At 66.8% G+C, this 24,765-nt stretch carries 18 protein-coding genes and 1 tRNA gene; 14 read left to right on the forward strand and 5 right to left on the reverse strand.

What is annotated here, in order from left to right; translation table 11 throughout:
- Nucleotides 1-95: 95 nt before the first annotated feature.
- The gene (locus AC5RUM_RS05360) at nt 96-1,328 is read left to right on the forward strand and encodes a L,D-transpeptidase (protein WP_494033980.1); all 1,233 of its coding nucleotides are present in this window, start codon (nt 96-98) and stop codon (nt 1,326-1,328) included.
- Between the two features lie 198 nt (nt 1,329-1,526).
- Nucleotides 1,527-2,765: a TIGR01906 family membrane protein gene (locus AC5RUM_RS05365; RefSeq protein ID WP_494033981.1), complete on the forward strand. Its 1,239-nt coding sequence runs from the start codon at nt 1,527-1,529 to the stop codon at nt 2,763-2,765.
- Nucleotides 2,766-2,837: 72 nt separating this feature from the next.
- Here AC5RUM_RS05365 and AC5RUM_RS05370 read toward each other — a convergent pair whose 3' ends face one another.
- On the reverse strand, nt 2,838-4,544 hold the full coding sequence (locus tag AC5RUM_RS05370) for a dolichyl-phosphate-mannose--protein mannosyltransferase (protein WP_494033982.1): 1,707 nt from the start codon (nt 4,542-4,544) through the stop codon (nt 2,838-2,840).
- 164 nt (nt 4,545-4,708) lie between these two features.
- Between AC5RUM_RS05370 and rsmI the strand changes: the two genes are divergently transcribed.
- Both rsmI and AC5RUM_RS05380 read left to right on the forward strand, forming a co-directional pair.
- Nucleotides 4,709-5,566, forward strand: a complete 858-nt coding sequence (gene rsmI / locus AC5RUM_RS05375; protein WP_494034209.1) for a 16S rRNA (cytidine(1402)-2'-O)-methyltransferase — start codon at nt 4,709-4,711, stop codon at nt 5,564-5,566.
- A 187-nt stretch (nt 5,567-5,753) separates the two neighbouring features.
- Entirely contained in the window at nt 5,754-7,253 is a 1,500-nt protein-coding gene (locus AC5RUM_RS05380; RefSeq protein ID WP_494033983.1) for an NAD-dependent succinate-semialdehyde dehydrogenase, read from the forward strand.
- Here the strand turns inward: AC5RUM_RS05380 and AC5RUM_RS05385 are convergent.
- The 3 genes from AC5RUM_RS05385 to AC5RUM_RS05395 are packed head-to-tail and all read right to left on the reverse strand — an operon-like array spanning nt 7,250 to nt 12,396.
- Nucleotides 7,250-9,844 carry a transglutaminase TgpA family protein gene (locus AC5RUM_RS05385; protein ID WP_494033984.1) on the reverse strand — a complete coding sequence of 865 codons (2,595 nt, stop codon included), beginning with the start codon at nt 9,842-9,844 and terminating at the stop codon, nt 7,250-7,252. The two genes, AC5RUM_RS05380 and AC5RUM_RS05385, sit on opposite strands and share 4 nt — an antisense overlap.
- Nucleotides 9,841-11,265, reverse strand: a complete 1,425-nt coding sequence (locus tag AC5RUM_RS05390; protein ID WP_494033985.1) for a DUF58 domain-containing protein — start codon at nt 11,263-11,265, stop codon at nt 9,841-9,843. Before AC5RUM_RS05390 ends, AC5RUM_RS05385 begins: the two co-directional genes overlap by 4 nt.
- Before the next feature lie 12 nt (nt 11,266-11,277).
- Nucleotides 11,278-12,396, reverse strand: coding sequence for an AAA family ATPase (locus AC5RUM_RS05395; RefSeq protein ID WP_400578082.1), 1,119 nt, complete (start codon nt 12,394-12,396; stop codon nt 11,278-11,280).
- Between the two features lie 220 nt (nt 12,397-12,616).
- Between AC5RUM_RS05395 and AC5RUM_RS05400 the strand changes: the two genes are divergently transcribed.
- The 5 genes from AC5RUM_RS05400 (at nt 12,617) to AC5RUM_RS05420 (ending at nt 19,010) form a co-directional block, all read left to right on the forward strand.
- Complete coding sequence (locus AC5RUM_RS05400; protein WP_494033986.1) at nt 12,617-13,504, forward strand: TatD family hydrolase; 888 nt, start codon at nt 12,617-12,619, stop codon at nt 13,502-13,504.
- Nucleotides 13,505-13,771: 267 nt separating this feature from the next.
- Nucleotides 13,772-14,950 carry a resuscitation-promoting factor gene (locus AC5RUM_RS05405; RefSeq protein WP_494033987.1) on the forward strand — a complete coding sequence of 393 codons (1,179 nt, stop codon included), beginning with the start codon at nt 13,772-13,774 and terminating at the stop codon, nt 14,948-14,950.
- Between the two features lie 215 nt (nt 14,951-15,165).
- On the forward strand, nt 15,166-16,053 hold the full coding sequence (rsmA, locus tag AC5RUM_RS05410) for a 16S rRNA (adenine(1518)-N(6)/adenine(1519)-N(6))-dimethyltransferase RsmA (protein ID WP_494033988.1): 888 nt from the start codon (nt 15,166-15,168) through the stop codon (nt 16,051-16,053).
- Between the two features lie 97 nt (nt 16,054-16,150).
- The gene (locus AC5RUM_RS05415) at nt 16,151-17,113 is read left to right on the forward strand and encodes a 4-(cytidine 5'-diphospho)-2-C-methyl-D-erythritol kinase (RefSeq protein WP_494033989.1); all 963 of its coding nucleotides are present in this window, start codon (nt 16,151-16,153) and stop codon (nt 17,111-17,113) included.
- A 70-nt stretch (nt 17,114-17,183) separates the two neighbouring features.
- Complete coding sequence (locus AC5RUM_RS05420; RefSeq protein ID WP_494033990.1) at nt 17,184-19,010, forward strand: ABC-F family ATP-binding cassette domain-containing protein; 1,827 nt, start codon at nt 17,184-17,186, stop codon at nt 19,008-19,010.
- 493 nt (nt 19,011-19,503) lie between these two features.
- On the opposite strand, the gene AC5RUM_RS05425 is transcribed toward AC5RUM_RS05420, so the two are convergent.
- The gene (locus AC5RUM_RS05425; RefSeq protein ID WP_400578317.1) at nt 19,504-20,103 is read right to left on the reverse strand and encodes a TetR/AcrR family transcriptional regulator; all 600 of its coding nucleotides are present in this window, start codon (nt 20,101-20,103) and stop codon (nt 19,504-19,506) included.
- A gap of 248 nt (nt 20,104-20,351) precedes the next feature.
- On the opposite strand from AC5RUM_RS05425, the gene AC5RUM_RS05430 reads away from it, so the two are divergent.
- From AC5RUM_RS05430 to pth, 5 genes are all read left to right on the forward strand, one after another.
- Nucleotides 20,352-20,423, forward strand: a tRNA-Gln gene (locus tag AC5RUM_RS05430).
- Between the two features lie 119 nt (nt 20,424-20,542).
- Entirely contained in the window at nt 20,543-22,030 is a 1,488-nt protein-coding gene (gene glmU, locus AC5RUM_RS05435; protein ID WP_494033991.1) for a bifunctional UDP-N-acetylglucosamine diphosphorylase/glucosamine-1-phosphate N-acetyltransferase GlmU, read from the forward strand.
- Nucleotides 22,027-23,007 (forward strand): ribose-phosphate diphosphokinase, encoded by a 981-nt coding sequence (locus AC5RUM_RS05440; protein ID WP_400578073.1) that lies wholly within the window; start codon nt 22,027-22,029, stop codon nt 23,005-23,007. The genes glmU and AC5RUM_RS05440 overlap by 4 nt, the downstream gene beginning before the upstream one ends.
- A gap of 306 nt (nt 23,008-23,313) precedes the next feature.
- Nucleotides 23,314-23,919, forward strand: a complete 606-nt coding sequence (locus tag AC5RUM_RS05445) for a 50S ribosomal protein L25/general stress protein Ctc (protein ID WP_494033992.1) — start codon at nt 23,314-23,316, stop codon at nt 23,917-23,919.
- A 121-nt stretch (nt 23,920-24,040) separates the two neighbouring features.
- Complete coding sequence (gene pth / locus AC5RUM_RS05450; RefSeq protein ID WP_494033993.1) at nt 24,041-24,625, forward strand: aminoacyl-tRNA hydrolase; 585 nt, start codon at nt 24,041-24,043, stop codon at nt 24,623-24,625.
- The last annotated feature ends 140 nt before the right edge of the window (nt 24,626-24,765 follow it).

Here is a 24,765-nt window from a genome sequence, read left to right on the forward strand (position 1 = left end):
GCCGAGGCGTGCGATAAAATTGACTGGTCAGCGCTTCTGCTGGGCACACGGACGGACGCCTGTTGGCGGCCCGGCGGGGACATGGAGAACCAGTCATGACGGAAAAGAGCAGCCGCAAGATCGGCAAGATCCTTGCGGTCGCGGCGATTTGCACGGCGGTTGCCGCCGGCGGATTCGGTGTCGCCACCGCGCCGGGATGGGCCAACCCCGCTCCGGAGTCCGAGGCCGCTACGCCGGTCCGCAATGAGCCCGGCCTTGCAGCCCCGGTGGTGAAGGCCGTGGAGCTGGGTGTGACCCCCACCGACGGCGCAAAAGGCGTCAATCCCGCAGTGGCACCGTCCGTCAAGGCGGTCAACGGCAAGCTCAAGGACGTCGTCCTGGCACCGGCGGCGGGCGGCGCGCCGGTCAAGGGCAGCATGAGCGCCGACGGTAGCACCTGGACCGCGCTGGATCCGCTCCTGTTCAACTCGGTCTACAACTACAGCTATACGATCGTTGACGAAGCCGGCCGCGAGACCAAGAAGGCGCAGACGTTCACCACCGTCGAAAGCGCCAACGAGGCCGACGCCGCTGTCTACCCCGAGAACGGCTCCACGGTCGGCTCCGGGCAGCCCATCGAGATCGTCTTCAGCGAACCCGTGGCGAACAAGGCGGCGGTGGAGAAAGCCGTAAAGATCTCAGTCTCCTCGAAACAGCCCGTGGCGTGGCACTGGTACACAGACCAGCGTGTGCGCATCCGTCCCGAGAAGTTCTGGGCCTCCAACAGCCAGGTCACTGTGGACATGAAGCTGTTTGGCGTCGATTTCGGCAACAGCATGATCGGCAATTTCAACGCCAAGGTCCAGTTCAAGGTAGGACCCCAGCGTCTGGCCGTGGTGGATGACACGACGAAGACCATGAAGGTCTATTTCGACGGCAAGCTCGTCAAGACCGCCCCCGTCACCCTGGGGGACGCCGAATGGCTCTCACCCACCGGCTACGCGGTGATCATGGAGCAGGAACGCCGCTCCAAGTTCAACGCCGGAAGCATCGGCCTCAAACCGGGGGACAAGGGATACTACCCGCCGCTCACGGTTGAGTATGCCAACAGGCTGACGTCCTCCGGCGTCTACGTTCACCAAGCCCTGCAGTCCGCCTGGGGCGCCGTGGGCAAGTACAACGTCTCCCACGGCTGTGTTGGCCTGCTTCCCGCCGATGCTGCCTGGTTCTTCAACAACATGAAGAGCGGGGATGTTGTGCAGACACTGAACACCGGTGCGCCGCCGGTCGAACCGCTGGAGGGCTACGGCGACTGGAACATCCCCTGGTCGCAGTACGCCAAGCGGTAGCAGCCGCGCGCCATTTGCGGCACACCGCAGCGTCAGTGCTGTGGAACCCGCACGGGTTATAACGAAATAGCCGCATGATTCCGGCAGCGCGGGTTTCATCTCGCCGTGTCAGAGGAGCGGACGGTAGGCTCTTCAGGAGATATACAGCGCTGCCTGGCACCGGCCTGGAGCGCGGACGCCTACGGAAGTGAAGCTGCAGTGAACGACAATACTTCGATCCCGTCCAGACGGCTCGATCCGCAGCGGGAAGCCGACGAACCGGTGCTTGATCCTGCCCACGACTCCGATGAGCCGGCGTTCGAGTGGATGACGGCTTCCCCCGCGACCAGCTTCACAGAGGACGCCCCTTCCAACGGTGCCGCAGCCAACCGTTCAGCGGCGGATGACAGCGCAGCACACCAGGGCCCGGGCATCGGGGAGCCAGCCGACGGCGAACCTGCCGGCCGGGTCCAGGCCGGAAGCAGGGCCGACCGCAAGGCCGCCGAGGCCGCCGCCGCCGCCAACGGTCCATCGGACCTGCCGCCGGACGCCGGCGCGCCGGCATCCGGTGCTGCCCCGGGCGCCCACTACAGTGAGCAGCTCCCGACGTCGGCCCTTCAGATCCGCCCGCCGCGCGAGGACGTAGAACGCCGGAACGCGGAGCGCGAGCAGGCGGCGAACGCAAAGCCTGTACTGCCGCGCTTCATGCAGGTTGTACTCGCCGTTTTCTACCCCGTCATCCTCCTGGTCCTGGCAGTGCGCGCCGTCACCAGCCCGCTCTTCCTCTGGGTCGAGTACCACCGGCCGGGCTTCCCCGGTGACGGCTACGGCTTCAACTCCGACGACCGCATGACCTACGGATCCTACGCCGTGGACTACCTCAGCAACTGGTCAGGACCGCGGTACCTGGGCGAGCTCGTCAACCGCAACGGGGAGAAACTCTTCCAGGACGGCGAAGTCAGCCACATGGCCGACGTCAAGCTTGTGATCCTGTCCGCCTTCGGCGCAGGCGCACTCCTGGTCCTGCTGAGCATCGCCGTCATCATCTACCTGCGCCGCCGCAGCTCCGGCGGGGTCAGGCGCGGCCTGTTCGCCGGCTCCATCGTGACACTCGCGCTGATCTCCGCGCTTGCCGGGCTGGCGCTGCTCGGCTGGGAACAGTTCTTTACCGAGTTCCACCGGATCTTCTTCGCCAGCGGTACGTGGACCTTTGCCCTGGAAGACACGCTCATCCGGTTGTTCCCGGGGCAGTTCTGGATCGACGCGGGCATTGCCATCGCGGCGCTTGTCCTCCTGACTGCGATGGTCACCCTGATTCTGACGTGGCCCACCCGGCGCCGCCGCGGCCTGCCGAAACGAGCCAAGAAGTCCCGCACCGGCGGCGACGCGGAAGCGGAGTCCGGCGTCGAAGCGGAGTCCGGCGCCGAAGTCGGCGAGGACCGGCCCGTCCGGCTTTGAGGTTCCGAGCCCCTGACCTTGGGCCACACGGCTCCCTGTAGAACACCGTGGAACCACGGCTGCTGCCGGGCCTCAGATCCAGGAAGGCATCCACATCCTGACACGCCAGTCCTGGTAGGGGATGATCTCGGCGGTCCACACCGGATAGAAGAACGCGGAGAGCAGCACAGCTCCCACAAGAAAGAGGACTATCCCGTACAGGCCTGACCGCCGGCGCCACAGGGGGTCTGTCCTGCGCCCCAGGACCAGGCCCAGGCCATACACGAGCGCCAGGACGAGGAACGGTTCGAAGGACACCGCGTAGAAGAAGAACATGGTGCGTTCCGGGTACAGGAACCATGGGAGGTAGCCGGAACCCATCGCAGCCAATACGGCGCCTGCACGCCAGTCCCTGCGCCCCGCCCACCAGAACAGCAGCACCACCAGGGAGATCGCGGCTCCCCACCAGATCAGCGGGTTCCCCACGGACAGGACCGCTGAAGTGCAGCTGCTGACGTCGCAGCCGGCGGTGCCCTGCTTGGGGGATTCGTAGTAGAAGGATGTTGGCCTGCCCATGACCAGCCAGCTCCACGCGCTGGCCTCGTACGGGTGCTCGGAACTCAGCCCCTGATGGAACTTGTACGCCTCGAGGTGGTAGTGGGCCAATGAGCGCACAGTGTCCGGCAGCCAACCCCAGTCCACACTCGGATTCGTCGTGGCCCATTGCCGGTAATAGGCATCCGTTGACCTGAACCATCCTGCCCAGGTGGCGACGTACGTCACGGCCGCCACGGGGACGATGCTGAGAAACGCCACGATGCCGTCCTTGAGGATGCCGGCGCTGATCCAGCCCCGGATGCCCGCGGTACGGCGTGCGCTTAGATCCCAAAACACTGTCAGAAGGCCGAAGCCGGCGACGAAGAAGAGCGCCGACCACTTGGTGCCGACGGCAAGGCCCAGGCAGACGCCTGCGAGGATGCGCCACCAGCGGATCCCCAGCCAGGGCCCGGACAGCAGCTGAAGGTGAGACGGCTGGCCTGTTGGGGAATCGGCCGCGAGCCGTGCCAGCCGAACGGCCAGGCGCCGGCGGCCATCATCGCGGTCCATCAGCAGCGCACCGAATGCGGCCAGGATCCAGAACATGAGGAAGATGTCGAGCAGCGATGTCCGGGACATGACGAGGTGATGGCCGTCGACGGCGAGCAGGAGACCTGCTGCGGCACCCAGGATCAAGGAACCAAACAGCTTTTGGGCGATCAGGGCCACGAGGGCAATGGATATCGTGCCTGCCAACGCCGCCGAAAACCTCCAGCCCAGAGGGTTGTCCGGACCGAAGAGCCACATGCCGCCGGCAATCATCCACTTGCCCACGGGCGGGTGGACCACATATTCGGGCGACGCCAGCAGCACCCCGGGATTTCCCGCGTTGAAGGAGTCGTTCGCTTTCTCGGGCCAGCTCCGCTCGTAGCCGCTGATGAGGTACGAGTAGGCGTCCTTGACGTAGTACGTTTCGTCGAAGACCAGGCTCCCCGGCACCTCCAGGCGGGCAAACCGCAGGATCCCGCCCACAAAAGCGGTCAGCCCCGGCACCAGCCAGAACCAAAGCCTGAGCGACGGCGGGTAGTCGCGCCAGCTACGGACGCCTCCGATCAGGCGCCGCGTCAGTTCCCCGGCAGTGAAGGCTTCGGATGGGCGGCTGATCCAGCCGTGGCCCTCCAGGCCGGGGCCTCCGGGTTCGGCGGCGGAAGCCGGTGTACTGGCGGAACCGGCCGCGTCAGGCCGAACGGAGGTCTGCGTCACGAGCCCATGCTACCTTTCGCCGTTGGGTGTCTCCTGCTGGGTTCCTCCGCCATTTGCCTCCTGGCGCCCCTGCGGCCGAGTGCCCCGGTGACCGCCGGCGGCAGTAGGCTGGATGAGTGGACCATGAACCGAACAGCACGCAGACCGGCCCTTCCGAACAGGCAGTGGGTTCGGACGTTCCCGGAAACCGGCCCGGGAGGATCGTGCTGGCGGCCACGCCCATCGGCAACGTGGGCGACGCGTCTGCACGGCTGATCGAGCTGCTGGCCACGGCTGACATCGTGGCCGCCGAGGACACGAGGCGGCTGCATCGGCTCGTGCAAAGCCTGGAGGTTAGTGTGGGCGGCCGGATCATCAGCTATCACGAGCACAATGAGGCCATCAAGACAGCCGAGCTGCTGGACCAGGTACGAGCGGGCAAGACCATCGTCATGGTCACGGACGCCGGCATGCCGGCGGTCTCCGATCCCGGGTTCAGGCTGGTCGAGGGCGCCGTTGCGGCGGGGCTCATGGTGACCGCCGTTCCCGGCCCGTCCGCTGTCCTGACCGCCTTGGCGCTGTCCGGGCTTCCCACCGACCGCTTCTGCTTTGAGGGATTCCTTCCGCGCAAGGCCGGTGAACGCGCATCGCGGCTGGCCGATTTGGACGCCGAGCGCCGCACCATGGTGTTCTTCGAGGCGCCGCACCGTCTTGAGGCCATGCTGCGGGCACTGCACGAACGGTTCGGACCGGACCGCAAGGCGGCCGTGTGCCGCGAACTGACAAAGACGTATGAGGAAGTTCTCCGCGGCACGCTGCGGGACCTGTTGCAGTGGGCCGAGGCCAACGAAGTCCGTGGGGAGATCGCTGTGGTGGTGGGCGGCGCCCCCGAGAAGGCGCCCGGAACGCCGGAGGATAACGTGGAGGCCGTCAACGAGCTTGTTTCGCAGGGACTGCGGCTCAAGGACGCAGTGGCGGCGGTGGCGGAAGAGGTCCGGGTCAGCAAGCGCGAGCTGTATGCCGCGGTGCTCGCGGCCCGCTGATCCACCGGGATCCAAGGCTGTGCATGTGCACAGCAATATGGGCTGTGCGTAGTGCGCGGATGCGTAGACACTGGTGAGATGCGGGCAGTAGCGTGGCATTAAACCAGCCAAGAAAACAGCAGCCCCAGGCGACCCACTGCAGGCGGCTGCACCAACCCGCAATCCGATTGCTGACGAGGGAGTCACCGTGTCTGTTACTACACAGTCCGCCGTAACCGCAGAGCGCGAAAGCGAACTGCTCGCTTCTGTTCCCACCGGCCTGCTGATCAACGGCGAGTGGCGCCCCGCGGCATCAGGCAAGACCTTCGACGTCGAAGACCCCTCCACCGGCAAGGTTCTGCTGAGCATTGCCGACGCCGGAGCCGAGGACGGGATGGCGGCCCTCGACGCGGCTGCCGCCGCCCAGGAGTCCTGGGCGAAGGTCCCGCCGCGGGAGCGGGGCGAGATCCTGCGCCGGGCCTTTGAGCTCGTGACCGAGCGGGCCGAGGATTTCGCACTGCTGATGACCCTGGAAATGGGAAAGCCCCTGGCCGAGGCCCGCGGGGAGGTCACCTACGGTGCCGAGTTCCTGCGCTGGTTCTCCGAAGAGGCAGTCCGCGCGTTCGGCCGCTACTCGGTCTCCCCGGACGGCAAGTCGCGGCTGCTGGTCACTAAGAAGCCCGTGGGCCCGTGCCTGCTGATCACCCCGTGGAACTTCCCGCTGGCGATGGCCACGCGCAAGATCGCCCCCGGCGTTGCCGCCGGCTGCACCATGGTCCTCAAGTCCGCGAACCTGACTCCGCTGACGTCACAGCTGTTCGCCGCCGTGATGCAGGAGGCGGGTCTGCCCGCCGGCGTCCTGAACGTCATCCCCACGTCAACGGCCGGGGCCACCACCGGCCCGCTGATCAAGGATGCCCGGCTGCGCAAGCTGTCCTTCACCGGCTCCACCGAGGTGGGCCGCCGCCTGCTCTCTGACGCCTCCGGAACTGTCCTGCGGACTTCCATGGAACTGGGCGGAAACGCCCCCTTCGTGGTGTTCGAGGACGCCGACGTCGACGCCGCCGTCGCCGGCGCCATGCTGGCGAAGCTGCGGAACATGGGTGAGGCCTGCACCGCCGCCAACCGGTTCATCGTGCACGAATCCGTCGCCGACGAGTTCGCGGAGAAGTTTGCCGCGAAGATGGCGGAGATGACCACGGCCAGGGGCACCGAACCCGACTCCAAGGTCGGGCCGCTGATCGATGCCAAGAGCCGGGACAAGGTCCACGAACTCGTCACTGATGCCCTGGCCTCCGGCGCCAAGGCTGTCGTCGGCGGCGCGCCGGTGGACGGTGCGGGCTACTTCTACCAGCCCACCATCCTCAAGGGCGTCACCGAGGGAACGCGGATCCTGTCAGAGGAAATCTTCGGACCCGTCGCACCGATCATCACGTTCGGCACCGAGGACGAGGCCATCCGCCTGGCCAACAACACTGAGTACGGGCTCGTGGCGTACGTCTTCACGAAGGACCTGAACCGCGGCATCCGGATGGGCGAACGGCTCGAGACCGGCATGCTCGGCCTGAACGCCGGCGTCGTCTCCAACGCCGCGGCGCCGTTCGGCGGCGTCAAGCAGTCCGGGCTCGGCCGCGAGGGCGGCCTTGAGGGCATCGAGGAATACCTCTACACCCAGTACATCGGCATCGCCGACCCGTACGCCGGCTAGCCGTTACGGAGCCGCCGGAGGCCGTCGCGGGCCCTTGTCCAGGAGCCCGCGGCGGCCTTTGCTGCATGCGCGGCCGTGCTGCCGACGGCCCGGAACGGTGCACCGGCGATGCTGCCCCAACGTGACATCACCGACGGCGGCAGCCATTCGGCGCGCAGGCGTCCCATAAGTCCCGCATTACGGCGCAGCACCTTCCGGACTGCGGCGATCTTCTGTGGTGTGGACGGGTCAGCCGGCGACGACTTGCCAGTGGCCGTGGACGAGCCGGTGGCCATGGACGAATCCGTGGCCGTGGGGTCAGCGGACGCAGCCGTCCCGGCCCCTGCGGCGGGCCGGCCGTATTGGTGGCGTTCGAAGGCCGCGGTGAGATCACGCACGGCGGTGTCCGCCTCGGCGTGCACTGTTGGCCTCGGGGCCCGTGCCTCAGCGGCATTCGCGGCGGGAGTCCGCCCCAGCGCTGGCGAACCGCTGAGCCGGGCAGAGAACGCGCGCGGCGTCTCGCTGGGAAGTGGGCGGACGCCGTAGTCCGTGGCGAGGTCCCGCAGCTCCGCCCATGCCAGCGGTGCCGCAGCCTGCCCGCCCCGGGCTGCCGGTCCCCGCAGGCGCCTGGAGCGCAGTCGCATCCGTACCATCCGCGGGGCTGCGGCGATCAGGACCAGCAGGAGCGCTCCTGCCGCCGCATAGACCGCTGCAACCATCTGGTTCCCTGCCCCGGCCTCTCCGGCGCCGGGGAGGGGGAGCGGCGCGGGGTCCGGTGCGGGCGGGGGAGTGGCGCCGTTGGTGGGTAGCAGGCCGTCATTGGTGCCGTCGTTCGTGCTGGCGCCGCCTGATGAGGAGTCCTGGGCGTACGGCGGAACTACGCCGCGCGAGGGAGTGGGCTCGAACGGGACCCAGCCGAGCCCCTGGAAGTACAGTTCCGGCCAGGCGTGGGCGTCACGGGCATCCACTTCGAATTCGGGAAGCGCGCCCTGACCGGCGACCGACACCGTGGCCCCTGTCAGCCGGCCCGGGGCATATCCCACCGCGATCCGGCTGGGGATTCCCTCAATGCGGGCCATGACCGCCATGGCCGACGCGAAGTGGATGCAGTAGCCGCTTCTCTGATTCAGGAAGTCCGCCAGCACTGAGAGGCCGTTGCCGTCATAGCCGCCCTGGATTGGTGATTCGAGGGAGTAAGTGAACGCTCCGCCGCGCAGGTACCTCTGAAGGGCCATCGCCTTCTCGTACGCGGTCCTGCTGTCCGACGTCACCGAGTCGGCGGTGGTCCGGACGATTTCCGGCACGTTCACCGGCGGCCTGATGAACTCCTCGGGTATTCCACTCACGGGCGCCGAAGATCCGTCCAGAAGTTCCTGGGTCAGCTTTGGCGCCGAGGACCGAACCAGGTACTGCTGGTTCCTCGAATTGGTGTCTGTGCCCCTGATGCTCAGGGTGGCGGGATCCCAGCTCCACCGGCCGGTCAGTCCGTTGACGGCTTCGGGCGCATAGGGGACGGGCAGGTACGGGCTGGTGAAGTCCCCGGTGTTGACCACAGTGACCTGGCGGACCTGCTCCGGGGCCAGCATCTCGTGGCCCACCTCCATGCGTCCTGGCCCGGTCCGGCGGGACGCGTTGCGGTCGTCGGGGGACCACGCCTCGCCGTCAAACCGGTCCACTGTCACGGAGCGCAGATAGAGGGGAGTGGTTGCATTGGTGGCATAGGTGATTCGCCCGTCGCCGGATGGGCGGCGGAGGCTGTTGCCGAGGCTGATCATGGGGTTCAGGCCGCTGGAGGAGGCCCACGGGTTGAGTCGCGAACCTTGCGGGAAGGTGCCCTGGTCGAAGCCGGGAATGATGAGCTGCAGCACAAGCGTGACCACCAGCGCCACGCCGCCGGTCATGGCGGCACGCTTGATCTGCCCGGGATTCCGCGCGGTGTCGGCCTGGACCCGGGCGTCCGGGGCGAACCACTGGCTGCACGCAAGGATGAGCAGGAAGCCTGTTGCCGTTCCAAGGAACCCCACCAGCCCGACGCTTTGTGGCTTGATCATGGCCGGCACCACGAGTACGGCCAGCAGGCCCAGGCCGCTCGTGGCAGGCATGCCCAGCGGGAGGGCAAGCGCGTCCACGAGAATGACAACCAGCCCCAGGGCGGCGCACGTCACGAGGACGATGCCTGCGTTCGGCGCCACAGGAGAGCTTTCCGACAGCACGGTTTCGCTGGCCCGCCGGAGGTGCCTGCCCAGCGCCGCCATGGTGGCCTCCGTGGGAAAGAACCCGGCGAAGCTGTCCCGGCGCAAGAACGTGAATATCAGGATGAACAGCAGGGACACGAAGCCGCCCAGGGTGACCAGCAGCGGCTGCGCCCTCAGGGCGCGGAGTCCCGCCATGGTCAGCGACACCACGATGATGGTGGTGAGCACGGGGAGGAACCAGGCCCATCCACGCAGCACGCCATTGAGGGAGACGGACGCCCCGGCCACGGCGACCGCCACCGCCCCCGACATCGCCCAGGGATAAGCACCGGCACCCGGACGACGGCGACCTTCCGAGGGGGCCGCCAGTGGCTGCGGCGCGGCGGCGCCGGTCTGGCGCTGGGGAGCGATAGTCACCGGGCCACCCCCGCACCACGCCGCACGTCGGCAGCCGCCGCTGCCAGCGTGGCGTCGCCTTCATCGAAGTACGTCCATGCGGCCGGCAGGGACGTGGCCGCATCCACGGCCACGGCACGCCAGCCGCCGAGGCGCAAGGCCTCGAGTACCTCGGAGGACTCCGCGGGCCTGTCGCTGATCACGATGGCAAAGGCGTTCGCCGCGTAACCGGCCGCAGGCGACAACGCCCGTGCCTCGGCCAGCGAGATTCTTCCGAGGACCGCCAGGACAGGGCCGCGCATCCGGTGCGCTGCAAGTTTGTCGATGAGCCGGTCATCGAACACCGACTGCCCGGAGTCGCCGCCTCCGGAGTGCTCACGGAGCGACGTCTCGTGCTCCCGGCGGATGTGGTGCGGACCGGAAAGCTGGATGGCCGCCAGGCTCTCGGCGATGGACTGGAGTCCTGCCGCGCCGCTGTATTCCTCGCTGTCAGGTTCCGGCGCGGAGGGGGAGCGGTGGAAGGCGGGATCGCCGGCGGCGTCCAGGAACCGGAGGGCGTAATTCCGTTCGGACAGGTGCGCACTTACTGACATGGCGGCCGTGACGGCCCATTCGAAGGTGTCGCTCGTGACGAGGTCGCTGCCGTCGTCGCCCTGGCCGCTGAAGACCGCGCCGAAACCGGCGGAGTGGGCACCATACCGCTGATCGAGAATGATCGTCGCCTCCGGCGTGGTCACCGATTCCTCCTGCCGCACCATAAGGGCGCCGTGGCGGGCAGTCGCAGGCCAGTGGACCCGCCGCATCGGATCGCCGTGCCGGTACTCCCTCGTCATGACGTCATCGTCGCTGGGGTTGGCCCGGATCCGCGTGGCTGTGATTCCGTCGTTGCCCCTGGCGCCGGCCAGTCCCGTGGCGGGAAGCTCGACGGCGGCCGGCGTCACGGTGAGCGTGTCGCCGTCGTCAATTGTGTGCCTGTGCAGCGAAAGCCCAAAAGGATCCGTGAACTCGGCCGTGACCGGGCCGATCGTGAACTGGCCCCGCCTCCCGGAGCGCAGGCGGTACTCGTAGCGGCTGGTACCCCCGCTGGCGGTTCTGGAGGGAAAGCGGAACGCGGGCGACTCGCCAAACCTTGACGGGATCCGTTCCTCCATGATGATCCTTCCGGTCTCCGGCCCCGTCCGTGCGACGGCCAGCCGCACGGTGGTGGCGGAGGCGGTCTCCACCGTGGCCGGGCTGAACTCCCGGTACACGCGGAAGCGGGGCTTGACCAGCCTGATGCCGGCCAGCGAGACAAGAGGCAGGACCACCAGGAGGACACCCAGGCCGAGCAGGTCCCGGCGGCCCATGACCTGGGCGCAGAGCAGGGCAATAATGCCTGCGCCCAGAAGTCCCCATCCGCGGGAGGTGAACAGATGTCGGGGGAGACGGTCCAGCAGTGCCATGGCGAATCCTTGCTAGCGGCTGGGTCGCAGTTCGGCAGCCCTGGCCTGCCGGGAGGCGTGGGCGGACTCGGTCATCTCCTGGCTGACCGGAAGCTTGGCGAGTACACCGCGGATCACGCTCTGGGGCGTCTCTCCGGTGCTGACGGCTTTGCGGTCCAGGATAATGCGGTGCGCCAGCACCGACTCGGCAACGGCCACGACGTCGTCCGGAAGCACGAAGTCCCTGCCGTCCAGTGCCGCTGTGGCCTTTGCCGCGCGAAGCAGCTGGAGCATCGAACGCGGGCTGGCACCAAGGCGCAGCATGGCGCTGTCTCTCGTGGCGCGACCCACGGCAACGGTGTACTCCTTCACGGACTGGGACACGTAGACCTGCTGGACTGTGGCAATCATCGCCGCGACGTCCGCGGATGTCACCACGGAGGTCACCCGCGCCAGCGGAGAAGTGGCCTGGTGGGTTTCCAGCATTTCGATCTCGGAGTCCTGGTCCGGATAACCCATGGAGATTCGTGCCATAAACCGGTCCCGTTGGGCTTCCGGGAGGGGGTAGGTTCCTTCCATCTCGATGGGGTTCTGAGTGGCCACCACCATGAACGGTTCGGCCAGTTTGTAGGAGTGGCCATCCACCGTCACCTGGTGCTCCTCCATGCATTCGAGCAGGGCGGACTGGGTCTTGGCCGAGGCGCGGTTGATTTCGTCGCCGATGACGATGTTGGCGAAGACGGCACCGGGACGGAACTCAAACTGCCGAGAGGACTGGTTGTAGATGGAAACGCCGGTCACATCGGACGGGAGAAGGTCGGGAGTGAACTGGATCCGACTGACGGAACAGTCGATGGTGCGCGCCAGTGTCTTCGCAAGGAGGGTCTTGCCCACCCCGGGCACATCCTCCAGCAGCAGGTGGCCCTGCGCCAGCAGCACTGTCAGGGCAAGCTTGGCGGCTTCAGCCTTGCCATCGATAACCGTGTTGATGGCGGTCAGGATGCGTTCACTTGCGGCGCGGAACGCCTGGGGACCCAGGGCGCCGGGCTTGTGGCCGTTGAACTGGTTTCCGCCGTGCGCAGCCCGTTCGGCGAATCCTTTCCCTCCGGGAACTATGTCATCATCCATCCTGGTGCGTCGGTGCGGTTCCATCGGCAACCTTTCAGCCCTGAGTGACGCGGGAAACGTTGCAGCAGCAGCCTGCCGTTGGCCCGTCTTGGGCGATCACATCTCTCCGTACCAGCGTACTAAGACAACTGCCGTACCTGACAGAGAGTTCCGGGTAATTCTGGGCGCAGTGCCGGGACTCCTGATGCCCGGGCTGGCGCCGGCCCGTCAACGCGTGGAGTGCCGCCGCCGCTAGGCTGGGGGAATGTGCAATTCCCTGACTCCCGAGGCGTACCGGGCGCCCGGAACCGACGGGTCCGGCAAGCAGGGCTACGCTCCTGCTCCGGAGCCCCTGCCCGTCCCCGTGATGGACAACCACACCCACCTCGACTACCCCGCCGCGGACCCCCAGGTGGAACTCGGGGCCGCGTTGGACGCTGCCGAGGCCGTAGGGGTCCGCGGAGCCATCCAGGTCGGCACCGACCTTGAATCCTCGCGGTTCACGGTCAGTGCGGTTGATCTGGACCCCCGGCTGCTCGGCGCCGTGGCAATCCACCCCAACGACGCCCCCGACTATGCCCGGCGCGGCGAGCTTGAGGCGGCGCTCCGCGAAATCGAGGAGCTGGCGGCGCACCCCCGGATCCGGGCCATTGGGGAAACCGGCCTCGACTTCTTCCGCACCGAGGGTGAGGGGCTGATCCACCAGCGGTATTCGTTCCGGCGGCATATCGACATCGCCAAGAGGCTCGGCCTGACCCTGCAGATCCATGACCGGGACGCCCACGATGACGTCGTCCAGGTACTGCGGGAGGAGGGCACTCCGGACCGTGTGGTCTTTCACTGCTATTCCGGGGACGAGGACCTGGCCAGGATCTGTAACCGGGAAGGGTGGTTCATGTCTTTCGCCGGGACACTCACGTTCAAGAACGCAGCCAACCTCAGGGCGTCGCTGGCGGTTGCGGACCCGGAATTGGTCCTGGTGGAAACTGATGCGCCGTTCCTCACCCCCCACCCCTACCGCGGCCGGACCAATGCCAGCTACATGGTCCCGTACACGGTGCGGGCCATGGCGGAATTGACAGGCTCGGACCTGGCCGGGCTGTGCAGCCGGATCAGCGAAAATACCGTGCGGGCGTACGGGTCCTGGGAGTGAGGCGGGCGGCGTCCCGGCGCCAGCCATGCATACCCGGTATGTAATATTTTTGGCCGGTTTATAACGGATCGGTTACAGTGAACAACAATTAGCCGGGGTCGGGGAAGGCCTCCGGATGATGTCACTCACGTTTTAGGCAGGGCGCCTCTGGTGTCCTGCCTTGTGAGTGTGGCGGCGCACAAGCCTGCTGCAGACCTCCGGGCTGGTCCGGAGCCACCCCCGGGTGATTTGCCGTAGGTACTCCTGTGCGTTTTTCCCCGTGCCCGGATGGCTCCAAAGATATGGGCAATCGTGGTCAAGTTCTTTACGTCGGACGGCAAATTCAGTTTCGTCAAGGTAGCCGTCCAGGTGGCGGTGCTCTCGGCGCTGGTACTCGGGCTGGTGGCCTTTGTGGGCAACAACAAAACAGTCACCCTGAATGTTGATGGCAAAGTGAGCTCTGTCCAGACGTTCGGCGGCACAGTGGAGCAGGTCGTCAAGGCCGCCAAGGTGGACCTCCACGCCTCCGACCGCGTGTCCCCCTCACTGGATGCGCACGTTGAGAACGGTTCCGTCATCAACGTAAACCTGGCCAAGGAAGTCAAAGTGAGCCTCGACGGCGCAGAAAAGACCGTCAGCACCACGGCCCAGGACGTGGCCGGCCTTGTAACCCAGCTCGGAGTGGCCAGCGCATCCGAACTTTCGGTGCCGAAGACTGCCCAGTTGTCTGTCGACGGCTCTTTTGTAGCCATTTCGACGCCGAAGACCGTGAGCATCCTGGCCGACGGCAAGGCTGCGAAGACCACCACTACAGCCACCACTGTTGGCGAGGTACTCAAGGACGCCGGAGTGAAGCTGGCAACTGCCGACCGCACCTCGCAGCCGGGCAACGCGCACGTCGTCAACAACATGGTGATCAAGGTGTCACGCGTCGATACCAGCAAGACGGCCACCGTCACCGAAGAGGTCCCCTTCAAGACGCTGACCACGGACAGCGCCGACATGCTCAAGGGTGAAGAGAAGGTCACCCAGGCCGGTGTCCCCGGGACTGTGACGAAGAAGTACAAGCTCGTCCTGGTCGACGGCCGGGAAGCCAGCCGGACGCTGGTCTCACGGGCCGCAACGCTGGAGCCGGTGACGGAGAAAATCACCGTAGGTACGAAGGAGAAGCCCGCACCGACGCAGGAAGACGCCAACACCGGCGCCGCCGCCCCGGCCATGATGAACGTGGCCATGTGGGACAAGATCGCGCAGTGCGAATCGGGCGGCAACTGGTCGATTAACAGCGGCAACGGCTACTACGGCGGCCTGCAGTTCGACATCCAGACCTGGATCGGTGCCGGTGGCGGTGCCTACGCCCCCAATGCCAGCCAGGCCACGAAGGCCCAGCAGATTGATATCGCCAACCGCGTCTACGCCGAACGCGGCCTGCAGCCTTGGGGCTGCGGCTGGGCGGCAGGCGGCTAAACACGCCCCGACGCGAAGCGCAGGCATCAAGGCCCTCCGCGGCAGCTGACCACGGCTGCGGGGGCTGCGAGAGGCCGGGTCCGGAACCTCCGGGCCCGGCCTCTGCCGTCCCACATACCTGACTCCCGTCCACCTGTGTCCCGCCTGCCGCCGTCCCGCATGACCCAAGGCCCGCCCTTGCCTGCCGTGGCGTGGCGCCGGGATAGGATACCTAGGTGACTGACCCGACCCCCTCCGCCCCCGGTACCGCGCCTGCTCCTCTCTTCGGCGCGTCTGATATCCGCAGGCTGGCCGAGGAAATCGGTGTGCGCCCCACCAAGACGCTGGGGCAGAACTTCGTGATCGACGGCAACACCATCCGCAGGATTGTCGCCGCGGCGGGCATCGGGCCGGAGGAGACAGTCCTCGAAGTCGGGCCCGGGCTCGGATCCCTGACGCTGGGGCTGCTGGACGCCGCGAAGTCCGTTGTCGCCGTCGAAATTGATCCGGTGCTGGCAGCCAAACTGCCGGAAACTGTGCGGCAGTGGCGGCCGGAGGCCGCCGGCAACTTCCATCTCGTGCGGGCAGACGCCATGAAGGTCACCGAACTGCCGGCCGAGCCGGCGGCCCTCGTTGCGAACCTTCCCTACAACGTGGCCGTTCCCGTGGTCCTTCATCTCCTGCAGCACTTTCCGTCGATCCAGCATGGCCTGGTGATGGTCCAGGATGAGGTGGCTGACCGCCTTGCCGCCGGTCCCGGGTCCAAGATCTACGGGGTGCCGTCGGTTAAGGCTGCGTGGTACAGCAGCATGCGCAAGGCCGGAGTGATCGGCATGAACGTCTTCTGGCCTGCCCCGAAGATCCAGTCCGGGCTGGTGGCGTTCACCCGCCGGGAACCACCGGCCACCACGGCCAGCCGGGAGCAGGTCTTCGCAGTGATCGACGCCGCGTTCGCCCAGCGCCGGAAAACCCTTCGGGCTGCCCTGGCCGGCTGGGCCGGAAGTGCGGCAGAGGCGGAGCGCTGCCTCGTTGCGGCCGGGGTGGACCCCACTGCCCGCGGTGAGGTTATCGACATTGCCGCTTTCGCCCGGATCGCCGAAGCCCGCCAGGCTGCGGACGCTTGATTGGCGCGGGTCTGACGCCGGAAACAGCGGACGCGGATGGTGTTGAGCCGCCGCGCCCTTGTTGGAGCCCGGCACCGCCATGCCCTAGCGTGGACGCATGAACGCAGTGAGAGGGCGCTTTGCGGCGAGGACTGTCCGGGTCAAGGCTCCGGGCAAAGTGAACGTCTCCCTGAATGTGGGCCCGCTGCGTCCCGACGGCTATCACTCCGTGGCGAGCGTTTACCTGGCCGTATCGCTGTATGAAGAAGTGGCCGCCACCAGCACCCCCGGGGACGGCATTACCGTCGGAATCAATGCGGACAGCACGCTGGACCTGGACGGCGTCGACATTCCGCTCGACGAGCGCAACCTCGCCTACAAGGCGGCCGCCCTCATGGCAGAGGTGTCCGAGCATTCCACCGGAGTACACCTCGACATCACCAAACGGGTTCCCGTGGCCGGCGGCATGGGCGGCGGGTCCGCTGACGCTGCAGCCACGCTGCTGGCCTGCGATGCGCTGTGGAACAGCGGACTGTCCCGGGACGAACTGGCCCAGCTGGCCGCGGAACTGGGCGCCGACGTGCCCTTCGCCCTCTTGGGCGGCACGGCTGTGGGGCTTGGCGTGGGCGATGATCTTTCTCCCGCCCTGGCCAAAGCCCAGATGGACTGGGTCCTGGTCACCGCCGAGTTCGGGCTTTCGACACCGGACGTCTTCAAAACACTGGACAGGCTGCGGGAGGCCGAAGGGCTCGACGTGGAGGAACCCACAGCCGTGGACCCGAAGATCCTGCAGGCCCTGCGCAGCGGTGACCCCGACGCGCTGAGCCGGGTGCTCGTCAACGACCTTCAGCGGGCCTCCATTGAACTGGCACCCACCCTCCGGGACACCCTTGGCCTCGGCGAATCAAGCGGAGCCATCGCAGGGATCGTCTCGGGATCGGGTCCGACCATTGCCCTGCTCGCCCACAACCCGGAAGCCGCCGAAGGGCTCGCCGAAGAGCTCCGGCACAAGGGGCTCACAGCGCTCCCGGTCCACGGCCCGGTGCCCGGCGCGCGCATCATCTCCGATACGCTCCTTTAAGACCCTTTAACTTTCTGCCCCCCGTTCGCAGAAGAATTCCCAGAAGAAACGCAGAAGAAAGCAGTTCCCCGTGGCACACCTGCTCGGCGGCGAGAACCTCACGGTCTCGTACGCAACCCGCACCGTTCTCGATGGCGTCACCCTCGGACTCGAGGAGGGCGACCGCATCGGCATGGTGGGCCGCAACGGTGACGGTAAGTCCACGCTGATGCGGCTGCTGGCGCTGCGGTCCACACCGGATTCCGGCCGCGTCACCAAGCGCGGAGACGTCAATATCGGCTACCTGGACCAGAGCGACGTCCTCGACGCCGACCTCACGGTCGGCGCCGCCATTGTTGGGGACAAGGCGGACTATGAATGGGCCGCCAACGCCCAGATCCGCGAGGTCATGGGCGGGCTGGTGTCCGACGTCGACTGGCACGCCAATGTGCATGCCCTCTCCGGAGGCCAGAAGCGCCGCGTGGCGCTCGCCAAGCTCCTCATCGAGGACCACGACGTCATCATGCTCGACGAGCCCACCAACCACCTCGACGTCGAAGGCGTCGCCTGGCTGTCCCGGCACCTGAAGACGCGCTGGCGGGCCAACCAGGGCGCCTTCCTCGTGGTCACCCACGACCGCTGGTTCCTTGACGAAGTCTGCAACAAGACGTGGGAGGTCCACGACGGGATCGTTGACCCGTTCGACGGCGGTTATGCCGCCTACGTGCTGGCCCGCGCGGAACGCGACCGCATGGCGTCCGTGGTCGAAGGCAAGCGCCAGCAGCTTGTGAAGAAGGAACTCGCCTGGCTGCGCCGCGGCGCCCCTGCCCGGACCGCGAAGCCCAAGTTCCGGATCGAGGCTGCGAACGCGCTGATCGCCGACGTCCCCGAACCCCGCGACTCCATGGCGCTGAGCAAGATGGCCACCGCCCGCCTGGGCAAGGACGTCCTGGACCTGGAAAACGTGTCCCTGGATTTCCTCGGCGGTGACGAGGGCCAGAAGCTGTTCAACAACATCACCCTCCGCCTGGCGCCGGGCGAACGCCTCGGACTCGTGGGGGTCAACGGCGCAGGCAAGACCACACTGCTGAAACTCCTCAACGGCGAGATCGAGCCGACCTCCGGCAAGGTCAAGCGCGGCAAGACCGTGGTCACCGCGGTACTGACCCAGGAGGTCAAAGAGCTCGACGACGTTGCAGACCTCCGCGTTATCGAGGTCATCGAGCGCGAAAAGCGGTCCTTCAATGTGGGCGGCAAGGAGTTCACCGCCGGCCAGCTCGTGGAGCAGCTCGGCTTCACCAACCAGAAGCAGTGGACCCCGGTCCGGGACCTGTCCGGCGGTGAACGCCGCCGCCTCCAGCTCCTGCGCCTGCTCGTGGGGGAGCCCAACGTGCTGATGCTGGACGAACCCACCAACGACCTCGACACCGACACCCTCGCCGCCGTCGAAGACGTCCTTGACGGCTGGCCCGGCACGCTCGTCGTCGTCAGCCACGACCGCTACCTGCTGGAACGCGTCACCGACCACCAGATGGCGCTCCTTGGCGACGGCAAGATCCGCGGCCTGCCCGGCGGAGTCGACCAGTACCTTGAGCTCCGCGAATCCGCCCTGGCCGGATCCACGATCACCGGCGGCGGAAACCCCGTCACATCCGCAAGCTCCGGCCCGGCAGAGGCCGTCTCGGGAGCCTCCGAAGCGGAGAAGCGCGATGCCCGCAAGGCCAAGAACCGCATCGAGCGCCAGCTGGGCAAGCTCACCCAGCAGGAAGAAAAGATCCACGCCCAAATGGTCAAGAGCACGGCCGACAACGACTTCGACACCATGGCTGAGCTCAACAAAAAGCTGAAGACCCTGGCCGACGACCGCGAAGCCCTCGAACTCGAATGGCTCGAAGCCCTCGAGGTCCTCGGCGAGTGATTGTGGTGCGGTAGGCGGTCGGCGGCGTTTCGCCGTCGCTTAGACACACCGCGTAGAGGGCATTCCGGTCGCCGGGCGACCTCCATGCCCTGACGCGTCGCGATGCGCTCCTTCGCGAAACACCGCCGACCGCCGACGTCGCCTACCTCACCGATGGATTGTCGTTGGGAAGGAAGAGATGAGATCCAAGCTCACTCTGAGCTCGGAACCCTTCCTACCCTCAACCGCGAGACCGGACACAACGTCCTGGCAATCCGCCACAGTTGCCCGCTAAGTGCCCGCCTGCCTGCAGGCGGGCAAGCGACGCTCTGAGCGTCCTGAATAAACAGCGGTCCTGAAACAAATCACGAGCGGTGCTGGGGACCTTCGCGTAGGAGCGCATCGCGGCGCATCGGGCTCCGGAGGTCGCTCAGCGACCGCAGGGGCCCCTATGCGCTGTGTCTAAGTGACGGCGAAGGTCCCCAGCACCGCGTAGGTGACAGACGGCGACGGGCTATGGCTCGCTGCGGAGTTCCGGTTCCTTCTTCAGGCCGGTCAGGCCGTTCCAGGCGAGGTTCACGAGGTGCGCGGCTACGGCGCGTTTGTCGGGCTGGCGGCTGTCCTGCCACCATTGGCCGGTCATGGCGACCATGCCCACGAGCATCTGGGCGTACATGGCGCCGTCAGCTGCGCCGAACCCGCGGCGGGAGAACTCGTCGGACAGGATGTGTTCCACGCGCTCCGTGACGTGCGAGAGCAGGGTGGAGAAGGCGCCTTCGGGCTGGGACGGGGGAGCGTCGCGCATTAGGATGCGGAAGCCGTCGGTTCGGTCCTCGATGTAGGTCAGCAGGGCCAAGGCGGCACGTTCCACCAGGATGCGCGGCTTCGCTTCCTCGGTGAGGGCATCATTGATGGCGGCCAGCAGGAACCTGTATTCGAACTCCACCACCTGGGTGTACAGGCCCTCCTTGGAGCCGAAGTGCTCGTAGATCACGGGCTTGGAAACACCTGCGGCGGCGGCGATCTCCTCGATCGTGGTGCCGTCCAGGCCCCGCACGGCGAACAGGCCCCGCCCCACGTCAACCAACTGTGAACGCCGCTGTGGGCCCGTCATGCGCGGCCGGGGGATGCGCACGGGACGTGCCTCCGCCGTCGCTGCCGGGTTTCCTGCCCCCTCAGTTCTCCCTGTGCTCTTGCTCACCGTCCCATCATGCCCCATGCCAAGAAGGCGCCGTGGTTGGCGGCGTGTTGCCTGCTGCTGTTCAGGGATCCTCGCGGAGGGCCAGCGCGGGGCGAGGTCGCATGAGCCTCAACGTTCGTGGCAGAATTGGTTCTCGTGCCCGGGCTTAGCGCCCGGCACGGTCCGCTCTGGTGTAATGGCAGCACCCCGGCCTTTGGAGCCGTGGAGTATAGGTTCGAATCCTATGGGCGGAACTGCTGCATCGGCGGTGTCCAGTAGGATGAAGCCTGTTGCCGGCTCCGGGCGCAGGCTCGGGCACCGCCGCGCAGGCAGCCGATGCAGGACCGCGCAACCGAGCAAGGAGAGCCCGTACGTGAGCCCCGAGAAGTCCGGCCCAGCCGCCGTAATCGTCCTAGCTGCAGGTGCCGGTACCCGGATGAAGTCCCGTACCCCCAAGATTCTTCACGAAATCGGCGGCCGTTCCATGGTCGGACACGCGCTGCTCGCCGCACGCGCCATCAACCCGCAGCGGGTGGCCGTTGTGGTCCGGCACGAACGCGACCGCGTGGCCGCCCACCTCAAGGAGCTTGACCCCGAGGCCGTGATCGTCGACCAGGACGAGATTCCCGGTACGGGCCGGGCGGTCGAGGTCGCCCTTGAAGCGCTGGACGCGGACGCGCTCCTCGAAGGCACCGTCGTGGTGACGTACGGTGATGTGCCAATGCTGACCGGCGACATGCTCGCCAAACTTGTCGCCAAACACGAGTCCGAAGGCAACGCGATCACAGTGCTGACGGCTTTGCTCGAGGACGCCACGGGCTACGGCCGCATCCTCCGCGGCGCGGACGGCACGGTGACCGGAATCCGCGAGCACAAGGACGCCACCGATGACGAGCGCGGGATCCTGGAAATCAACTCCGGAATCTATGCCTTTGACGCAGCAGTGCTCAGGGACGCCCTCGGCCACGTCACAACGGACAATTCGCAGGGCGAGAAGTACCTGACCGACGTCCTGGCGCTGGCGCGCGCGGCGGGCGGCCGGGTTGCCGCCGTCATCACGGAGGACCGCTGGCAGGTGGAAGGCGCCAATGACCGGGTGCAGCTCGCCGCCCTTGGAGCGGAGCACAACCGGCGCATCGTGGAGGCCTGGATGCGCGCGGGCGTGACGGTCGTTGACCCGGCCACCACATGGATTGATTCCACTGTCACCCTGGCAGAGGACGTCCGGATCCTGCCCAATACGCAACTGCACGGCAGCACCATCGTGGCGCGTGACGCCGTCGTCGGCCCCGATTCAACCCTGACCGATGTCCGCATCGGCGAGGGCGCGAAGGTGACCCGCACCCACGGCTCCGGCGCGGACATCGGCGCGGGGGCCAGCGTCGGCCCCTTCACGTACCTGCGTCCCGGGACCGTGCTGGGCGAGACCGGCAAGATCGGCGCCTTCTACGAAACCAAGAACGTGACCATCGGCCGCGGCTCCAAGCTGTCCCACCTCGGCTACGCCGGAGACGCCGAGATCGGCGAGGACACCAACATCGGGTGCGGCAACATCACCGCCAATTACGACGGCGAGAAGAAGCACCGCACGGTGATCGGCTCGGGCGTCCGCACCGGTTCCAACACAGTATTCGTTGCTCCAGTCACGGTGGGGGACGGCGCCTACAGCGGCGCCGGTGCCGTGATCCGGAAGGACGTTCCCGCAGGGGCCCTGGCCCTGTCCGTGGCAGCGCAGCGCAATGCGGAGGGTTGGGTAATCGCCAACCGTCCGGGTTCGGTGTCCGCAGCCCTGGCTGCGGCGGCAGGCGAAACGCGCAGTTCCAAATCCCCAGTATCTACAGAAGAGGGCAAGCAACCATGACCGAAATTACGGCTCGCGGCGAAAAGAGGCTGGTGCTCGCCGCAGGGCGGGCGCATCCGGAGCTTGCCCGGCAGATCGCCAAGGAGCTCGGCACGGACCTGCTGCCCGTGGACGCCTACGATTTCGCCAACGGTGAGATCTACGTCCGCGCCGGAGAGAGCGTCCGCGGCACCGACGCTTTCGTCATCCAGTCCCACCCGGCACCCTTGAACAACCACCTCATGGAACAGCTGATCATGATCGATTCGCTGAAGCGGGCCTCGGCCAAGCGGATCACGGTGGTCTCGCCCTTCTACCCTTACTCCCGCCAGGACAAGAAGGGCCGCGGCCGCGAACCGATCTCCGCGCGCCTGGTCGCAGACCTGTACAAAACGGCCGGAGCGGACCGCATCATGAGCGTGGATCTGCACACGTCGCAGATCCAGGGCTTCTTCGACGGCCCCGTGGACCACCTCATGGCCATTCCGCTGCTTGCTGACTACATCCGCACCCGGGTCGCAGCGGACAACATCACCGTTGTCTCTCCGGACACCGGCCGCGTCCGCGTCGCCGAGCAGTGGGCCGAACGCCTCGGTGGCGCGCCCCTGGCCTTCGTCCACAAGAGCCGCGACCTTACGGTTCCGAACCAGGCCGTATCCAAGACTGTGGTGGGCCAGATCGAGGGACGCACCTGCGTCCTGATCGACGACATGATTGACACGGGCGGCACTATCTCCGGAGCCGTCGCGGTACTCAAGAACGCCGGGGCCAAAGACGTGATCATCGCGGCGACGCACGCGGTCTTCTCCGACCCTGCGGCCCGCCGGCTGTCCGAGTCGGGCGCACGCGAAGTGGTGGTCACGGACACGCTGCCCATTACCGCAGACAAGCGCTTCCCGGAGCTCACGGTGCTGTCCATCGCGCCGCTCATCGCCCGGGCCGTCCGTGAAGTGTTCGACGACGGTTCGGTCACCAGCCTGTTCGACGGCAACGCCTGACGCAGGCTGATTCCGCCGGTTGAGCTTGCCGGGACCGCGTTTCGGCAGCTCAACCAGCAGGCGTCGGGTCCGTTTTCAGTAATCGGTCCCGACGCTGGTAGGATCTATCCCGATACCTTGGCGAGGGAGAGCACCGGAAAACCGTACACACGGGAACCCGGACTGCTGGTCTCCGTTATCGACTGGGTCTGAACCTCCCTTCTGGATGGGCGCCTCCGGGCCCCGGCGTTGAAGGTCGCTCCAGACCTCCGCCCTTGCTGAAGCTCAAGAAGCTTGCCGAAACCCCAAATCCACCAGGAGATATCCATGTCTGAGCAGAAGCTCGCAGCAGAAGTACGCACCGAATTCGGCAAGGGCTTCGCCCGCCGCGCCCGCATGGCCGGCCAGATCCCGGCTGTCATCTACGGCCACGGCGCCGAGCCCATCCACATCACCCTCCCGGCCAAGGCCACCACCCTGGCCGTGCGCACCGCCAACGCCCTGCTGTCCCTGGACATCGACGGCGAAGGCCACCTCGCCCTCGTCAAGGACGTCCAGCGCGACCCGATCAAGCAGATCATCGAGCACATCGACCTCCTGACCGTCCGCCAGGGCGAGAAGGTCACCGTGGACGTTCCCGTGCACCTCAGCGGCGAAACCGCACCCGGGACCGTCCACAACCTGGAACTGACCGTCGTGTCCCTCGAGGCCGAGGCAACCCACCTGCCCACCGCCGTCGAGGTTGACATCGAAGGCCGCGGCGCCGGCGAGCACATTCACGGCTCCGACCTCGTGCTCCCCAAGGGTTCCGTCCTGCTGACCGACGCCGAGGCTCTGGTCGTCAACATCTCCGAGGCCCCTGTATCCGCCGAAGAAGGCGAAGAGGGTGCCGCAGCAGAAGAGGCTCCTGCCGCAGAAGCTGCCGCCGAGTAATCAGGGCACTGTTTCACCTGCACCGCATTCTTGCGTGCACACCAGTGGCCGGGTCCTTTGGGCCCGGCCACTGGTGTACCCGCCGGGCGGAGTGTTCAAGCAACCACTTTAGGATTGATCCATGACTGATACCTGGCTGATCGTCGGCCTTGGAAACCCTGGGCCCGAGTACAGCCGCAACCGGCATAACGTCGGCCAGATGGTCCTCGATGAGCTTGCGGCCCGCATCGGCGGAAACTTCAAGATCCATAAGGCGCGGGCGCAGGTGCTTGAAGGCCGGCTGGGCATTGGTGGTCCCCGCCTGGTCCTGGCAAAGCCGGTGACCTACATGAACGTCTCGGGCGGGCCTGTAGCTGCGCTGGCCAGATTCTACGACGTCGACCCGTCCAGGGTCGTCGCAGTCCATGATGAGATCGACATTCCCTTTAACACCGTGAAGCTGAAGACCGGTGGCGGCGAGGGCGGCCACAACGGTCTCCGGGACATGTCCAAGGCCCTCGCCACCAAAGACTACCTCCGGGTCCGGGTGGGGGTCGGCAGGCCGCCCGGGCGGATGGATACAGCGGACTTCGTCCTGCGCGACTTCGCACTGGCGGAAAAGAAGGAACTGCCTTTCCTGCTCGACGAGGCCGCGGACGCCGTCGAGCTCCTGATCCGGGACGGCCTCACAGCGGCCCAGCAGCGATTCCATCCCGCCAAGGTCTGACGTCGGCGGCTGCCGGCGGCCACGCTGGGGGACACGGGGAAATGTGGAACGCTTGCCCTGTTTTATGTCAGGGGTAACGGGGTAGTCTGTCTCCTAAGCGGGGGAGGCGATGGGGCCTTTATCCTGCAAAGCGGGATGTA

It is taken from the genome of Arthrobacter sp. B2060, from assembly GCF_059090445.1.

Bases quoted from the DNA above. Each gene is read 5' to 3' on its own strand.
- pth (WP_494033993.1), top strand. From the start codon at position 24,041: ATGACTGATACCTGGCTGATCGTCGGCCTTGGAAACCCTGGGCCCGAG.
- AC5RUM_RS05445 (WP_494033992.1), top strand. From the start codon at position 23,314: ATGTCTGAGCAGAAGCTCGCAGCAGAAGTACGCACCGAATTCGGCAAG.
- AC5RUM_RS05395 (WP_400578082.1), bottom strand. From the start codon at position 12,396: ATGGAACCGCACCGACGCACCAGGATGGATGATGACATAGTTCCCGGA.
- AC5RUM_RS05425 (WP_400578317.1), bottom strand. From the start codon at position 20,103: ATGACGGGCCCACAGCGGCGTTCACAGTTGGTTGACGTGGGGCGGGGC.
- AC5RUM_RS05440 (WP_400578073.1), top strand. From the start codon at position 22,027: ATGACCGAAATTACGGCTCGCGGCGAAAAGAGGCTGGTGCTCGCCGCA.
- AC5RUM_RS05360 (WP_494033980.1), top strand. From the start codon at position 96: ATGACGGAAAAGAGCAGCCGCAAGATCGGCAAGATCCTTGCGGTCGCG.
- AC5RUM_RS05400 (WP_494033986.1), top strand. From the start codon at position 12,617: ATGTGCAATTCCCTGACTCCCGAGGCGTACCGGGCGCCCGGAACCGAC.
- AC5RUM_RS05405 (WP_494033987.1), top strand. From the start codon at position 13,772: ATGGCTCCAAAGATATGGGCAATCGTGGTCAAGTTCTTTACGTCGGAC.
- AC5RUM_RS05415 (WP_494033989.1), top strand. From the start codon at position 16,151: ATGAACGCAGTGAGAGGGCGCTTTGCGGCGAGGACTGTCCGGGTCAAG.
- AC5RUM_RS05390 (WP_494033985.1), bottom strand. From the start codon at position 11,265: ATGGCACTGCTGGACCGTCTCCCCCGACATCTGTTCACCTCCCGCGGA.